Source organism: Myxococcus sp. AM009, assembly GCF_013372605.1.
Classification (GTDB): Bacteria; Myxococcota; Myxococcia; order Myxococcales; family Myxococcaceae; genus Myxococcus; species Myxococcus vastator.
This window is the reverse complement of the sequence record NZ_JABXEP010000004.1, coordinates 22,184-37,357: the sequence shown is the minus strand read 5'-3', so window position 1 is coordinate 37,357 and position 15,174 is coordinate 22,184. Positions and strand designations below refer to the sequence as shown.

General features: G+C 69.0%; 11 protein-coding genes. 2 read left to right on the top strand and 9 right to left on the bottom strand.

Features of this window, described 5'->3' with window-relative positions; all coding sequences use genetic code 11:
- Window positions 1-9: 9 nt before the first annotated feature.
- From HV824_RS02005 to HV824_RS01965, 9 genes are all read right to left on the bottom strand, one after another.
- Window positions 10-477, bottom strand: a complete 468-nt coding sequence (locus HV824_RS02005) for a GFA family protein (protein WP_368670859.1) — start codon at window positions 475-477, stop codon at window positions 10-12.
- A 95-nt stretch (window positions 478-572) separates the two neighbouring features.
- Window positions 573-1,529 carry an alpha/beta fold hydrolase gene (locus HV824_RS02000; RefSeq protein WP_176416279.1) on the bottom strand — a complete coding sequence of 319 codons (957 nt, stop codon included), beginning with the start codon at window positions 1,527-1,529 and terminating at the stop codon, window positions 573-575.
- Between the two features lie 54 nt (window positions 1,530-1,583).
- The gene (locus HV824_RS01995; RefSeq protein WP_176416278.1) at window positions 1,584-2,039 is read right to left on the bottom strand and encodes an Rrf2 family transcriptional regulator; all 456 of its coding nucleotides are present in this window, start codon (window positions 2,037-2,039) and stop codon (window positions 1,584-1,586) included.
- Between the two features lie 76 nt (window positions 2,040-2,115).
- Window positions 2,116-2,661, bottom strand: a complete 546-nt coding sequence (locus tag HV824_RS01990; RefSeq protein WP_176416277.1) for a hypothetical protein — start codon at window positions 2,659-2,661, stop codon at window positions 2,116-2,118.
- Between the two features lie 53 nt (window positions 2,662-2,714).
- A complete protein-coding gene (locus tag HV824_RS01985; protein WP_368670858.1) occupies window positions 2,715-3,674 on the bottom strand; it encodes a hypothetical protein in 960 nt (319 codons plus the stop codon).
- Window positions 3,675-4,001: 327 nt separating this feature from the next.
- A complete protein-coding gene (locus tag HV824_RS01980) occupies window positions 4,002-6,002 on the bottom strand; it encodes an ArnT family glycosyltransferase (RefSeq protein WP_368670857.1) in 2,001 nt (666 codons plus the stop codon).
- A gap of 151 nt (window positions 6,003-6,153) precedes the next feature.
- On the bottom strand, window positions 6,154-7,134 hold the full coding sequence (locus HV824_RS01975) for a hypothetical protein (RefSeq protein ID WP_176416275.1): 981 nt from the start codon (window positions 7,132-7,134) through the stop codon (window positions 6,154-6,156).
- A gap of 220 nt (window positions 7,135-7,354) precedes the next feature.
- On the bottom strand, window positions 7,355-7,984 hold the full coding sequence (locus HV824_RS01970) for a GNAT family N-acetyltransferase (protein ID WP_176416274.1): 630 nt from the start codon (window positions 7,982-7,984) through the stop codon (window positions 7,355-7,357).
- 147 nt (window positions 7,985-8,131) lie between these two features.
- The gene (locus tag HV824_RS01965; protein ID WP_255207678.1) at window positions 8,132-10,732 is read right to left on the bottom strand and encodes a right-handed parallel beta-helix repeat-containing protein; all 2,601 of its coding nucleotides are present in this window, start codon (window positions 10,730-10,732) and stop codon (window positions 8,132-8,134) included.
- A gap of 524 nt (window positions 10,733-11,256) precedes the next feature.
- Here HV824_RS01965 and HV824_RS01960 point away from each other — a divergent pair.
- On the top strand, window positions 11,257-12,624 hold the full coding sequence (locus HV824_RS01960) for a right-handed parallel beta-helix repeat-containing protein (protein ID WP_255207677.1): 1,368 nt from the start codon (window positions 11,257-11,259) through the stop codon (window positions 12,622-12,624).
- A gap of 417 nt (window positions 12,625-13,041) precedes the next feature.
- Window positions 13,042-14,928: a glycosyl hydrolase family 18 protein gene (locus HV824_RS01955; RefSeq protein ID WP_176422564.1), complete on the top strand. Its 1,887-nt coding sequence runs from the start codon at window positions 13,042-13,044 to the stop codon at window positions 14,926-14,928.
- The last annotated feature ends 246 nt before the right edge of the window (window positions 14,929-15,174 follow it).

The window sequence follows — 15,174 nt, the reverse complement described above, 5'->3', positions numbered from 1 at the left end:
GCCCGCGCTTCAGGGGGGACGCGGCGACTCCAGAATCTCCACGTTGGAAATCCAGTTGCGCTTCCGGCGCGCGAGCCGCGTCGCGGCATCCTCGTCGTCGAAGCTGCCCGAGCCGCGGCGAATCCGCGCCGGGTCGATGCCCTCGAACGCGTTGACGTTGACGACCGCGTAGAGCTGGCCGTCGATGAGGCTGGTCACCACGGGGACGACGCCGCACCGGCAACAAGTGTGGAACTCCGCGGTCCGCGTGCCGAAGACATATCGGGAGACCCGTGACGGCTCCTGGACCAAGACCTTGAGCGTCCCCCCAGGATGAGACGTCCAGACCCCCACGTGCCTGGCGCAGAACGAACAACCACAGGCCCGTGCGGGAATCTCGTCCGGGCTCGGCTCCCAGACGAGCGTGAAGGACAGATTCCCGCAGTGGCACTTCCCTGGAATCACCATGAGCGCGACCTCCGTTGCATCGACGCTCACCTATACTTCATCCCGCTCACGCCGCCACGGAGTGAAAGGGATTGCAGCACAGTCGCGCCGCCCTCCGGGCAGCACACCTCCGGAGGGCGCGCGGCTCAGGCCGGCAGCGCCTTCAGGAAGGCCAGCAGCGCGGCGTTCACCTCGGCGGCGCGCTCCTGCTGCACCCAATGCCCCGCGCCAGGGACGACGTGGATGTCGGCCAGGTTCGGCACCAGGGCCTTCATGGCGTCGATGGGTGAGAAGGCACGCACCGGGTCCTTCTCTCCAACCAGGTAGAGCGCCGGCTGCGGGAGGACCGCCGTCGCCAGCTCAGGCAGCTCGTGCCAGTCCCGGTCCATGTTGCGGTAGCGGTTGAGCCCGCCCCGGAATCCACTGCCGGAGAGCTCCTTCGCGAAGTACGCGACGTCCGCCTCGGTGAGCCAGTCAGGCAACGTCTCCGGCACGTCGAGCCCCGCGAGGAAGCCCTCCCCCTTCTGCTTCGCCAGCACGGCGGGATTCGTCACATCGAAGCCGGGGGTGCCGGTGAGAATCGTCCGAACCGTCCTCGGGACGTCCGCCTCGAACTCGGCCTCGGCCACGCCGGGCTCCTGGAAGTAGAGGATGTAGAACCACTTCTCACCGAACATGTGCCGGAAGAGCTGCATCGGCGGCATGGGCGCGCGCCCCAGATGGGGAACGCTCATTCCCACCACCGCGCGGAAGCGGTCGGGATGCAGGGCGGCGCAGCTCCAGGCGAGCGCCGAGCCCCAGTCGTGGCCGATGACGATGGCCGTCTTCTCCCCCAGCGCGTCCAGCAGGCCGACCGCGTCCCCCACCAGCTGCTTCATGCTGTACGCCTCGATGGCCTCCGGCTTGTCGCTCTGGCCGTAGCCGCGGACGTCCGGAGCCACCACGTGGTACCCCGCCGCCGCCAGCGCCGGAAGCTGATGGCGCCACGAGTACCAGGACTCCGGCCAGCCATGCAGGAGCAACACGAGCGACCCCGAACCCGCCTCCGCGACGTGCAGGTTGATGCCATTCGTCTTGACGGTTCGATGCGTGATGTCGGCCATGAGGGCGCTCCGGAGGTGACGGTACGGTGGGGGTGAGCAATCGCATCAGGCGCGTCAGACACGAGGCTTGACGCGCTCCTTCGCGGCGCGAGCGTGACGGCGGCGAACGCCGCGACCCAGGTCCGCCACGGACGTGCTTCGGAGGTGTTGCATGAGCAGCGCCGCGGCCTGGTCCAGCGCCTTTCCCAGCGCATCATTGACGGCCTGCTCCACGAGACAGCCCGGACTTTCATCATGGGGGCCGATACTGAAGAGCGTCGGCGCTCCGAGCGCTTCGTACACGTCCTCCAACGTCACGGTGTCGAGCGTGCGCGCCAGCGACCACCCTCCACCGTGCCCCTTCACCGAGGTGAGGAGTCCTGCGTCCCGAAGTCCGGCCATGGTCCGCCGGACCACCACGGGATTGGCCTTCAGCAGCCGCCCCATCGCCTCTGACGTCACCACGGGGCCCATGCCCTCCATGTGGAGGAGGACATGCAAGGCGACGGAGAGCCGACTGTCGCGTCTCATGCCACTTCATATGTGGCATGAGACGCGGCCAGTCAAGCGGTTCGGCAGGTGGGGTGTCTGAGTGGGGTGTCGGGGCTCAGTAGTTGACCACACCGTTGGGGAGCAGCAGGCGGTGGCTCCCCAGGTCCACGAGGGAGCGCGCTACGTCGAGCTGCACCACCGCGCGGCCACGCAGCGCCAGCTCGTGCACGGGCGCCTCGAAGGTGACCGGAGCGACGCTGGCGTCGACGAAGCCAGAGCCCTCCGCCCGGGCATAGCCGCCCAGCCCTTCCAGTTGGAACGTCACGCGGACGCGCTCCACGCCTTCCGGCACGTAGAAGTAGGCCACCAGGTGCGCGTGGTCGGCCTGGGCCACATCCACGCGGTCTTTCGCCAGCTCCACCTTGAGCGGAGCCCCATTCGCGGTGACGCGGACGGCACCGATGGGGAGCTCCAGCTTGTCGTAGCCTTCCGCCGCGGAGCCGCGGAGCCGCAGCTCGAAGCGCTGCCCGTCCTCCGTCTGGACCGGACCGGAGGGCGCGGGTGGCTCGTCCTGGACGGAGTCGAGCCGCTCAGTGCCCCCACCGCAGGCCGTGAGGGCGAGGGCCGCGCAAACGCACGTCGACAACATGATTTTCTTCATGGCGTGTCTTTCCTTGAGCTTTGAAAGGTGTCTGGAAATGAAGTGGGGACGGCTCAGGGCGAGCAGCTCTGGCCGGAGTTGGAGGTCGGGTCGACGGCGATCGCCTGCGCGGCCTGGGGCGTGGCGGGGCCGGGGATGAAGTTCCCGGGCAGCGGATACGAGTCGCACTGATTGTTGAAGTTATCCACGGGGTCAATCAGCGACGAGATGAGGCCGCAGTCGGTGGTGTTCAGCGCGGCGACCGCGTCCGTGAGCAGCGACGGCGGCGTGGGCGTGGAGCCGAACAGGCGCTGATTGCAGACGCCCACCAGCGTCTGGCGAGCGAGCAGGAAGCGGAGCCGGTCCAGCTGGCTGCGCACCCCTCCCGCCGGGTACATGGCCGGGCTGCCCCACAGGATGCCCTCCGCGGCGGGCAGCGTGACGATGGTGCCGATGGGGCCCAGGTCGATGGGGCCCAGCGCGAGGCACTGCGTGAGCGACAGGATGCGGGTGCTGAAGAAGCCCAGCGTCCGGGTGGCGCTGGTGCACTCCACCGGAGGCGGCTCTTCCCGCTCGCACGTCAGGCGCGCCGAACACATGGCCGAGCCCAGGTCGAACGTCACCCGGAACGTGTTGTCGATGTGGTTGTCCGCGAGGCCGTCCTCCGCGGCGATGGCCACACACTCTTCGTAGCTGCCGATTTGCAGCGCGAATTCCGACGTCAGCGAGCCGTTGACGGGAATGCTCACCGGCGGCGGCGGGGAGAACGTGAAGCCCTCGCTCGACAGCACATCATCGGTCGCCGTCAGCAACACGGACGGCAACGTCGGATGGACGTTGATGACCTTGAAGCTGTAGTTCGCGGTGTAGGGGTATTCGTCCGCCACCACCACCGACGCGCCATTGACCTTCTTCTTGCAAATCAGGTCATGGGCATTCGCGACTCCGCTCCCACCCACCACCGCCGCACATGCCGCGGCAACCCACTGCTGCTTCAGCTTCATCCGCATGGTTCCGACCTCGTTCATGAGCACCAGGCTCGGACGTGGCGGATTTCACCGTTTGTGCCATGTCTGGGAAGACGCGGGGCGACAAGCCCCTGACACAAGGATTCCCCATGGGAGGTAGGTGTTACGCCCTTCCTCTCGCATGATGGAAAAGCACCTCCCACAGTGGGGACCGCATCGGTGGACATGAAGCAACATCAGGTCGCGTCGAGGAGGGTAATTGCCCCACCCGCGACCGGCCGCACGCCCTGCCGACCTGGGCAAACGCTTCCCCTGTCCCGCGAGATGCCTCGGCAGTGAAGTTCCCTGCACCCGACAGGCCTTGGCCCCACGGGGCGTTGCGCCGCTTTTTCCTCAGGCGCCCGGGCGGGAGAACGTCACCCGCTGGCCGTTTGCGCCCAGCTCCAGCTGCGTCACGTCCGCGCGAGGAGGCCCCAGCACGGGCACGATGAACCAGCTGGCGCGTCGCAGCGCGGCGTCCCTTCGCAGCGCGGCGCCAGGCTCCAGCATGCGCTCCACGCTTCCGCCGGGTCCGTGGAAGACGACGCGCAGCGCGCGCGGAGCCCCCCGGGCGCGGACGTAGAAGGCATACCGGTCACGGCCTCCACCTGCGTGGCCCGCCGCGACGCCCAGCACCTCCATGTCCTTCTCACGGAAGGCCAGCGGAATGACCCCGTCGGGCAGCGGCGCGGGTTCGGACCGGGGGGCCTCCAGGTCGTAGGCTCGCAGCGCGGCATCCGGCGGCACACCGGGGACGGGGGCGTAGCGCTCCGCGAGCGGCGAGACGAGGTAGGGGTGATAGCCGCGCCTGCGGGCACTCACGATGTCTGGCGGCCGCCGGTACGTCATACGATTGCTCCAGAACATGAGGCTCAGGTACTCCATGGAGTGGGGCACGTCCGAGTCCTGCGCGAGGAAGAGGACACTGCGCGCCGGCGTCTGCTGTTCGAGCGCGCGCCCCACCTCCCGGGAGTAGGTGACATACAAGTCGTCCAGGTGCTCGGACTGGTAGCGCGCCTTCGCCACCGGGAAGGTGACGGCCAGCAGCCACGCGAGCACGCCCGAGGCCAGGAGCCCCAAGCCCAGGGGCGCCCAGGACAGCTTTCGCGGCAGGCGCCAGCACACGAGCGCGACGAGCAGCGCCGCGGCGGAGGCCACGACCAGTCCCTCCGCGAGCCCGGGTCGCTCGCGCGTCTGCGCCAGCACCGCGGGGAGCACGGCGCGGACACCACCGAGCATGGGCAGGTGCTTGACGAGCCACGGCGTGGCGACCGCGGCCAGGAGCGCCGCCGCGAGCGAGGGGTGGCGTCTGGCATCCGAGCCCGCGATGGCCAACGCGGCCAGGACGGCGGGCACCGCGCCCCAGGCGATGGCGGGGACCTTCACCACGCTCAGCGACAACACGAGCCAGGTGGCCCCCACCCACAGCGCGAGCCCCACCACCTCCAGCTCCCGCCGGCGCACTCCGCGCACCAGCAGCCACACGAAGGCGAGCAGCGGCAACACCGCGGGCAGCGGCGCAAGGCTCTGGGTGTTGACCTCGTTCAGGAGGGCATCCACCGGCCGGTGCCAGGGCCCCACGTCCACCGTCGGGTCGGCGAAGAGGTGGGCGCGCGTCACCCGCGCCTCCAGGTCATGCAGCTCCGGCCAGCGCCATGCGGAGTAGACGCTCCACGGCGCCGCCAGGAGCACGGCCGCGCCCACCATGGCCACCACCGTGCTGAACCTCGGCCCCGGGCAGAAGCGCAGCCGTCCCAGCGCCCACAGCGTCGCCGCGATGCCCAGGGGCGTCAACGCGAGCCCCGTCTTGCAGAGGAAGCCCAGCCCCACGGCCGCACCCGCCGCCAGGCCCCAGCGCCACGAATCCTGACGCGTGGCATGGAACAGGAGCGCCACCGCGACGGCGTTGCAGCCCGTCAGGGTGCAATCCGTCACGTCGCCGAAGATGCGTCCCTGGACGAGCTGCCAGCCAAAGGGCATGGAGAGGAAGCCCGCCGCGCCCAGCACGGCCCAGAAGCGCCCGGCGGGCCCGCGCGCGATGAGGAAGATGGACACCGCCGCGGCCAGGTGCCCCAGGAGCGAGGCCAGCCGCAGCGCCAGCGGCGTCACGCCCACCACGTGCATCATCAGCGCGCCGAACCAGAAGGGCCCCGTGGGCTTGTGCATCCACACGTGCGCGGCCCACCAGTGGCGAGGGTCCGCGGAAAAAATCGGGTCCTTGTAGATGTGCGGCGTGAAGAAGGTGTCGTACGTGCCGCGCGCGGCGGCCTGATGCATCGCCTCGTCCCAGATGTAGATGGCCGGGTGCGCCAGGTGGGGCGCCAGTTGGGCCAATCCCCAGACGACGAGCGCCACGATGAGCAGTCCATCGAGACGCTTTTGAAAGACGTCAGGGGGCGCGGCGGCAGTCGGGGCGTCGGTGCTCATCGGGGCAAGGCGTGGGGATAGCACCCCGAACCCGCCAGCGTCACCCGGAGCCGCGCGTCGAGCACGCTCGAGGGGCGGCTCAGACGAGGTTCTTCATGCGGACGACCAGGTTCGTGTCGCCGCTCCCCAGCGTGCTCGCATCGTCCGTGGGGATGACGTAGCCCTCATCGGCGCCCACGTGCTTCCGGTAGAAGTCCACGACGCCAGCGTCCTGGACGTTGGACGTGGTGCTCTTCTTGATGCCGTACGCGGAGCCGTCCGCGTTGCGCGCCTTGATGGAATCCGGCGCGGCTGACAGCAGGTCGTCATGCGTGCCCGACACCCGGCCGCCCTCCTCCGGCTGCATCGTCATCGAGGCGTTGTGGCCCTCGATGTAGCTCACGTCGTAGTACGTCTTGCCGAAGCCCCCGTCGAACTTGACCTCGCCCAGCGTGGCCGCGCTGCCGTCACCGGACGTGCTCCGGAAGTTGCCGGACCAGTTCTCCGGGAACTGGAGCGTCTGCGTCTTGCCCGGCGCCAGGGTGACGGAGTCCAGCTCCTTCTCCCCTGCGTTGGGAGTGAACTTGATGGTCATCGGCGTGTTGCCGTCGTTGGTGAAGGTGATGGTGTTGCCATCCTTCGACACACCCGGCGCGCCCGTGGGGCCCGCGACGGCCTTCGCCTGCGAACCGGCCGCAGCGGCGGGGGCAGCCGGAGCGGGCCGCGCCGGTTCGAAGCGGTCCACCTCGCGGTTGGCTGGCGCGCTGCCCGCGCCCTTCGCTTCGGAGACCGGGTGAGCGCCGCCCTGCGGACGCGAGGCACCCTCGCCGCCCAGCACGCGGGTGGCCTCCGTCAGCAGCTGGGCCAGCCGGGAGAGGTTCTGCGTCAGCGCCTCCACGCCCTGCCCCTTCGCCGCCCCCCCCGGCCCATCAAAGCCGTCGCGCTGGAACAGCTGCCGCAGCGGGTCCATCTGCCCCGCCCCCGTCAGGGACTGCCGCGGCGCCGCGGGGCGCTCCATTCCGGAGGCGCGCTGGAGGGTGGGGCTGGAGACGCACGAACGGGAGACGGGGGAGAGCGCCATGGCGAGGGGTCCTCGGCTTGGGGTGGATGCCGCCACGTAGAGCAGGGGACGTGCCATGTCCCACCTCCCCACCGACCTCCGCACAACCTCCTGAAATCGCTCAGGGAGGGCGCTGACGACGGCCGCACGGCGTCACGCCTGAAGGGCGGCGTCCTGGTGACTCGCGCACCTGCCTGGTGTTCGCTGTCACCACCCCGGCCCGGCGCCCTGAGCCAAAGGCCTACAGCAGCTTCTGCCCCAGCACGTCGAACGCCTCCAGGTTGCTCGCGGCCGCGGGGCTGGCCCGGTAGTCCTCCGACAGGAGGGTCCAGAGCATGAGGTCGCGCCACGTTCCGTCAGCGGCCCGGAGGCGCTGCCGCAAGGTGCCTTCGTGGGTGAAGCCCAGCTTGCGGGCCACCGCGATGCTCGGGACATTGAGCGGTTCGCAGTGAATCTCCACCCGGCGCAGGCCCTCCAGCTCGAACGCGACACGGGTGAGCGCCGCCGCCACTTCGGTCGCCAGCCCCTGGCCCGTGTGCTGGGCCGCGATCCAATACCCTATCTCCCGAGTCCCCTCGCCCCCACGGGGATGCAGCCCGCAGCCGCCCAGGACCTCCGTCCCACTCCGGTCGAACACGGCATAGGTGAAGTCTTGTCCCAGGTCGAAGCTCCCGCGAAAGCGCCGCAGGACGGCGGCCTGCTGCGTCACGCTCATCGGGTAGTCGCCCGCCCAGGGCAGCCAGGGGCGCAGATGTTCAAGGCTGGCGTCAATGGCGCGGAGCGCACGCGCGGCGTCAGCGGGTGACCAGCAGCGGAGCAGGGTTCGCGCGGTCTGGAGGGTGTACGCGGGCCCGGAGGGAGTCGGAGTCATGACGAACCAGTGGAAGTGGAAGGGACCTTGGCCCCTTCCATCCCACGGAGTCTACGACAGAGTCGGAAGCCAGACAGGCCCGGGGCCACGAGCAACGCGACGGCCACGGCCTTGGCTTGTTCAATGCCTCGGCGCCCCCCGTTTCGTCTAACGCACCATGTGCCGCTGGGATGCGCTCACCCCATCACCTCGCACCTGCACCTCCAACGCCCCTGCCTGCGCCGCGCGGAAATAGAACACCGCTTCCTGCTGCGGCCCCTCCAGAGACATGGCGCCGCTGCCATTCAAAGGCACCAGGGCCTGCGTACACGCCGCGTCCCGGAAGAAGGTCACTTCTCCGACGTCGCCCTGCGCCTCCACCAGCAGCGTGGACGTAGCCAGGGCGGACAGATTGCCCAGGGCGTCCTGGCTCTGCACCACCAGCGCCGCTGAGCACGCGCCCGCCGCCACGTCTTGCGGGGGTGTGAGGAAGGCCACCTGCGCCGCCGCGTCCGCCACCACGTCCACATCGAAGGTGACACCCGGCAGCGTATCCCTGGCATAGCCCGCGCCACTGACGCGGTTGCGGCTGATGACGTTGGCCCCGCCCAGGTCCGAGATGCCCGCCTGGTACGGCACGCCGTTCGCAACCACGTCATGGCTCAACGTGTTCTCCACCACGAGCAGCCGTGAGGATTGCGCCAGCGGCCCGCCGTCCGCCTCCGCTTGCGACAGGTCGATGCCAACGTCGTTCGCCTCCAGCGTGTTGCCCTGGATGAGGACGTCCTCGCACACCGGGCCGCCGTAGTAGGCCCCACCCGCGACGAGGATGCCGGCCGCCACATAGCCGGTCCCCGAATAGACGTTGCCGGTGACGCGGTTGCCCAGCACCTGTCCCGTGGCGCCGAAGCTCAGCTGGATGCCATTCCTGGCGATGACCGCCGATGGACCGCCGCCCTCCACCACGTTGTCCTCCACGGCCACGTCCACCCGGCCCGAGGCCACGACGCCCGCCTTCTGGTAGCCCACGACGTGGTTGCGCATGACGTCCACCTGGACCACCCGGGAGGCTTCCTGGGCGTTTCGCACCTCGATGGCCACGCCCTCCTGGCAGGCGCCCCGTCCCTCATCCTGATGCAGCGCGCGCACCTCGCTGTCGGTGATGGAGCCGCTCGCCCCGATGAAGCGGATGCCACTCAAGCCGGCCTCACCCGCGTCACAGGCCAGCTCCGACAGGCCGCGCGACTCCACCGCCACGTCGTGGACGTGGGCCGTGTCTCCCCGGTTGCGGAGCACCGCCCCCTGGAAGCGGCCTCCTGCGGGGTCCACCGCCGTCACCACGTGTCCGGCGCCGTCAAAGGTGACTCCCTCCGGGATGTACAGCGTGCCCTCCGTCGTGCAGTCCGCCGTCAGCGTCACGCGGCCGTCCTCCCACCGGGCGGAGCAGGGAGGAAACGCTCCACAGCGCCGGTCGTCCCAGCGAATCTGGAACAGGTGCGTCGCGCTCATCCCCGACACATTCGTGACGGTGAGCCGCACCGAAGGCTCCACGTCCGCCGGGATGCAGGACAGCGCGGACCAGCGCACCTCGCCCCGCGTCCCGTCCTGGGTGGCGGTTTCCAGGAGGCCGGTGTTCGCGGACCACTGGAAGGTGAGGGCCTCACCACGCGGGTCCTCCGCCACCGCCTGGAGCAGGACGGGCTCCGCGCCCAGGGCCTGCGTCCGCGACTGGGCCGTGGAGACGATGATGGGCGGCAGCCGCTGCACCACACACACGTCCACCGAGCCGACGTGCTCACCGCCGCGGTCATCCCGCATCGTGACGTGGAACTGGCACGCGCCACAGGCCCCGGAGGGCGGCGTGGACGGCGTGAAGCGAGGCGACCGCGCGTTCGCGTCGTCGAACGTGCCGTCGCAGCTCGCCGTCCACGCGTAGGTCAGCGCATCTCCATCCTCGTCCCGGCCCTCCGCCTGGAGCTGGAGGGAGTCGCCGTACTGGACCTCGCCGGAAGGGAGGGAGCCCAGCTCCACCAGCAGCGGCCAGCGGTTGAAAGCGGCCGCGCCGTCCGCGCCGAAGCCATGGTCCCGAGCCACCCGCACCGGGAAGTCCAGCGTGGCCCCCAGGCCCACCGCGTTCGTCACCTGGAGCGTCAACGTGACGAAGCCGGACGCCTCCGGCGCCGTCCAGACCGGCGCCGGGGCGCTGGCGTCACTGAAGGTTCCAGCCGACGCCCGCCAGGCATACGTGAGCGACCCATCCCCGGACGCGGCCTCCGCCACCGCGCGCAGCGCCACCTCCCCTTCGGGCCGGACCTCCGCCAACGACCCCAGCACCGCTCCGATGAAGGGCGCGCCGGGCGCGCCAGAAGCGGTGGCTCGCGGGACCAGGACGACCAGCGCCGTCCGGTGCGCGCCTATCACTACGTTCGGAACGTCGATGTGGGCCAGGACCTCACCGCCATCGCCTCGGACGGTGGCACTGGCCTCCGCCTCCCGTCCGGAGGCAACCCGCCGCACCAGCCCCTGCCACAGGCCGTCGCCACGAGAGAGCACCGCGCCCGCTTCTTCTCCCTCCACGGGCTTGAGCGTGGCGCGGACCTCCGTGACGGACCCGGACGCAAGCGCGCGCGGCAGCACCACCATCACTCGCGCCGACGCGGAGGGCTCCAGGTGGATGGGCAGCGGGTCCTCCAGGTGACACCCCACCGTGGCCACCAGCCACAACAGGCCCGCGAGGCGCCAGGGGTTCTGCGTGTCCAAGGGACTCATCACGGCATCCTCCAGGTGGGACAGGAATTCGAAACTTTACCGGGAGCCTCCCGGTGGCGCGAGGAACCAGCCTTCCATGCAACGCGTCAGCGGACCTTCCGGCGAGCCCCCCTCCAGGGCCACCTTCCCGTTGACTGCGCGACGTGGACGCTGGCGCCACGCCCTGACCCAGCGCACGGGGCGTCATCCTACCTTCACCTCTCCGAACTCCATTGCCTCCCAATCACATCCACCCCCACCTGGACATCTCACCAAGACTCGAGCAGGGGGGACGTGTCCACATCCAGCGCCGCCGACATCCGTGGAGTCCATATTACGCCGCACGACTTCACACTATCGATGCCTTCTCACCGAGCACTCGCTCAGAGAGAGGGAACTGTATGAGTCGAAGTCGATGGCGGTATTTCGGAAGCATCCTGGTTGGAGCCCTTGCACTGCCAGTCGTTGGGTGCGCGGGCGAGGAACCCAGCCACGCGGCACTCCAGAGCAGCCCGGGTGAGGACCTCCACACAGCGGAGCTGAGCATGGCGTCCCTCCAAGAGGGCTTCCAGGACGCCTCCTGCGGGTACGTCCCCTGCCCTGTCTTCGTGAACGGAAACGTCCTGACGCTGGCAGGAACCTGCGCCACCTCCTCCACCCTGCTCATACCGGATGGGTACATCCTGAATGGAGCAGGGCACTTCATTATCGCGCTGGACCCGCCAGGAGGCCACTTCACCGGTCCTATCGCGCGCAACTGCGGCGGCAGCGCGTTCTACGTCAATCTCGGGCTCATGGCGATGGGCCTTTCAAACGTCTGCGACGCGGGCGATGACACACTCGCTGGGATCCGGTTCGACAATGCTTCCGGCTCCGTCATCAGCACCCAGTTCTTCAACATCCGGCAGGGGGCCGGAACCGGAAGCTGCCAGGAGGGCGTTGGCGTCTTGATTCGCAACCAGGACTCCCTGGGTCCGACTCAGTTCGTCGGCGTGCAGAACAGCCTCCTGCTGGGCTACCAGAAAGCCGGTGTCGTGGCGACTGGCAACGTCTCGGTGAACATCACCGCGAACCGGTTCATGGGCGCGGGGGCCATTGGCAATATCGCCCAGTCAGGAGTCCAGGTCGGATTGGGCGCCACCGGCCAAATCATCAACAACACCATCTCCGGCCACTCCTACACCGGCGACGGCGTGGCCAGCGGCATCCTCGTCTACGGGGGGGCGCTGTACGGAGGCCCCTTGTCGTCGAACATCCTCATTCAGGACAACCACCTGTTCAACAACGACATCGGAGTCTACCTGTCCCAGGGCAACGAGAATGAAGACCCTCCGGCGACGCAGACGAACATCCAGGTCGTGGACAACCTGCTCCACTTCGACAGTGTGACGAATGGCTACGTCTACCAGGCCGGTATCTCTGACCTGGGGACGGCCAATGTCATTCACTCCAACGTCATCACCGGCGCGGGGTATGACCCGGCCACCCTCCCCGGCTCCACCTTCGCCGTGGATGTGCTCGCGGGTCCCGCCGCGAGTCTTGCCTTCCTCACTCCGCCGCGGCAGGTCCCCGTGGGACTCTGCTCCGGCCCGCTCATCGTCCAGACCCAGGACTCGAGCGGAAACCTGACGACTCCCACCACGACGGCCTTCAATGTCACCGCGGTGGGGCCGGCCTCCCCCGGCATCCAGTTCTACGCCGACTCCGCCTGCGCGGGCCCCGCCGTGACGACGCTCGACCTGGCGAACCCCCAGGCCCAGGGCCACTTCTACTTCCGAGCCACCACGCCGGGCAGCGTCACCGTCTTCGTCTGGAATTCGGACTGGACACAGGCCCAGGCGCAGCTGGTCTTCATCCCCCTGGACCCGGCGACACCGCTCGCCAGCGCCCCACGGATGGAGCCGCGACACTGACCTGATGCCCGGGCGGCCAGGCGGCTCGCCCACGCGCTGGCCACCCGGGCCGCCGTCAGCAATAGACATACAAATACAACTCACCATCAAGACGCCCCGAGACGAGGCGGCCGCGCTGGGCCGACTGAGGAAATGTCCCCGTCTCCCTGGCCCCGGAAGGCGCCTCTTGGGCGCTCGGATGCGGAGTCCGAGACAGCACCAGACAAACACATTTCAACTGTCACATTGAAACCCATTCAAGCGACCTCGAGGAGGGCTTTGCCTTGAAGGGCTCCTTCCCCAGGTTGCCGGAGGCCCGTCAATTTCAGTCAAGCAACGAGACCGTGTAGCACGGCTCACCGCGAATGAGTGAGCAACTCCAGCGGGCCTCGACAGGAGAAGCGAATGAACCGGTTGGTCGTATGGTTGGCTTCATGGATGGCCATGGTCCTGGCTTCTGGCGGCAGCGCGGCCTGGGCCGCCCAGGCGGCAGCAAGGCCTCCCGCGGCAGTGGTTGACAGGGACGAAGGCGTTCCGCCTGGGTGGGTCCCCGTCACGACGAGTTGGATCTACCGCGACGCCATGGAAGCACCGTGGCAGGACTACTCCTGGGCCCCCCGCTCGCTCACCAACACCTCCCCCGTCGCGGCGGGGCGCTACTCCATCTCCGTGACGATGCGCGCCTGGGAAGCGCTGTACTTCAATACATCGCCGCTCACCTCGAACGCGGGGATGACGCTCACGCTGCGCGTGCATGGCGGGACGTCCGGCAACAACGTGGTGCTGCTGGCCCGGGCCGTGGTGAACGGCGTCTTCACGCCTGGCACCGAGCTGGGGCCGTACTGCACCGGAGGCCGCATCCGCGCCAACACCTGGGCGACGTGCACCGTCCCCATCTCCCTCCTGGCGCCGCAGGGGGCACAGGTGACGGGCCTGGTGCTCCAGGAAGGCCGGGGCCTGAGCCTGCCCACGCTCTACTTCGACGAGCTGGGCGTGCGTGGCATCCCCGCGCCGCCGCCGCCAGTGGAAGTGGCCATCAGCCCCACCTCCGCCACGATTCCGGCCGGGGGGACGCAGGCCTTCACGGCCACGGTGACGGGCAGCACCAACACGGCGGTGACGTGGTCCGTGCAGGAGGGCGCGGAGGGAGGAACCATCACCCAGGCGGGCCTGTACACCGCCCCAGCCACCGGGGGCACCTACCACGTGGTGGCGACGAGCCAGGCCGCCCCCACCAAGTCGGCGGTGGCCACCGTCACCGTCCAGAGCACGCCGCCGCCGCCGAGCGGCAAGTGGGTGTCGGGCTACTACACCGGCTGGAACTCGGACCTGTACCCGCCGGAGAAGGTGGACTTCTCCGCGCTCACGCACATCCTCGTGGGCCGCGTCACCCCCAATCCGGATGGGACGGTGAACACCCAGTTCGACAACTCGAACGGCCCGGCCATCGCGCGGACGCTGTCCACGCGGGCACACGCTGCCGGACGCAAGGCCATCATCATGGTGGGCGGCGCGGGTGAGCACGACGGCTGGGTGGGCGCGGCGTCCAACGCGAACCGCGCCCGGTTCGTCCAGAGCCTGCTCAACGCGATGGATACCTTTGGCTATGACGGCCTGGATATCGACTGGGAGCCGGTGGAACAGGCGGACAAGCCGGCGTTGCTCGCGCTGATTCAGGCGCTGCGCGCGGCCCGGCCGCAGATGCTGCTCACCATGCCCATTGGCTGGGTCAACAGCAACTTCCCCGAGGATGCGGACCCGTGGTTCAACAACCTGGTCCCCTACCTGGACCAGATGAACGTGATGTCCTACGAAATGACGGGCCCCTGGGGCGGCTGGCTGTCCTGGTATACCTCCGCGCTGACGGGAGCGTCGGGCTACCACCCCACGTCCGTGGCCTCCAGCCTCAGCGCCTGGGCCAACGCCGGCATCCCCAAGAGCAAGCTGGGCATGGGCATCCCGTTCTATGGCATGGCGTGGCGGAACATCACCGGCCCGTATCAGCCGTACACGGACTGGTCCGACTACGTGGGCAGCGACAACTCCTTCACCTACAGCAAGATTCTCCAGCTGTCGGCGACGGGCGTCTATCACTGGGACGAGGCGGCGCAGGCCAGCTACGTCACCTTCGAGGTCCCCGTGGAGGACGGCACGGTGCGGTGGATTTCGTATGACTCACCGCAAGCCATTGCCGCCAAGGGCGCCTTCACCCATGACAACGGCTACGGAGGCACCATCATCTGGACCATCAACCAGGGATGCACCGACCCGCAGACCGGCGCCAATCCGCTGCTCGACGCTGTGAAGGACGCCTTCCTGCCATGAGCCTGTGAGGGAAGGAACCACACGGTGCACGCAGCGCGGCCCATGACTCCACGAGAAATGCCCTCCCTGGGGTGTCGAGTCGCCCCGGTGAGAAGCAACGGCCACTGCCGGCACGCGCGGGCATTGACGAGACACCAGGACACCTGTTCCCGGGGGCACGAGCGCCAGGCTCGCCTGCCCCCGCGACGGGGCCGCGAATCTTCCCACTGACACCTCTGGAGCGGCACCCCGATTGCTCAAGGCCGC

What these genes read in the sequence shown, in the direction of transcription:
- HV824_RS02000 (WP_176416279.1), bottom strand. Translation starts at nt 1,529, where the DNA reads ATGGCCGACATCACGCATCGAACCGTCAAGACGAATGGCATCAACCTG.
- HV824_RS01995 (WP_176416278.1), bottom strand. Translation starts at nt 2,039, where the DNA reads ATGAGACGCGACAGTCGGCTCTCCGTCGCCTTGCATGTCCTCCTCCAC.
- HV824_RS01990 (WP_176416277.1), bottom strand. Translation starts at nt 2,661, where the DNA reads ATGAAGAAAATCATGTTGTCGACGTGCGTTTGCGCGGCCCTCGCCCTC.
- HV824_RS01975 (WP_176416275.1), bottom strand. Translation starts at nt 7,134, where the DNA reads ATGGCGCTCTCCCCCGTCTCCCGTTCGTGCGTCTCCAGCCCCACCCTC.
- HV824_RS01970 (WP_176416274.1), bottom strand. Translation starts at nt 7,984, where the DNA reads ATGACTCCGACTCCCTCCGGGCCCGCGTACACCCTCCAGACCGCGCGA.
- HV824_RS01965 (WP_255207678.1), bottom strand. Translation starts at nt 10,732, where the DNA reads ATGAGTCCCTTGGACACGCAGAACCCCTGGCGCCTCGCGGGCCTGTTG.
- HV824_RS01960 (WP_255207677.1), top strand. Translation starts at nt 11,257, where the DNA reads ATGGCGTCCCTCCAAGAGGGCTTCCAGGACGCCTCCTGCGGGTACGTC.
- HV824_RS01955 (WP_176422564.1), top strand. Translation starts at nt 13,042, where the DNA reads ATGGCCATGGTCCTGGCTTCTGGCGGCAGCGCGGCCTGGGCCGCCCAG.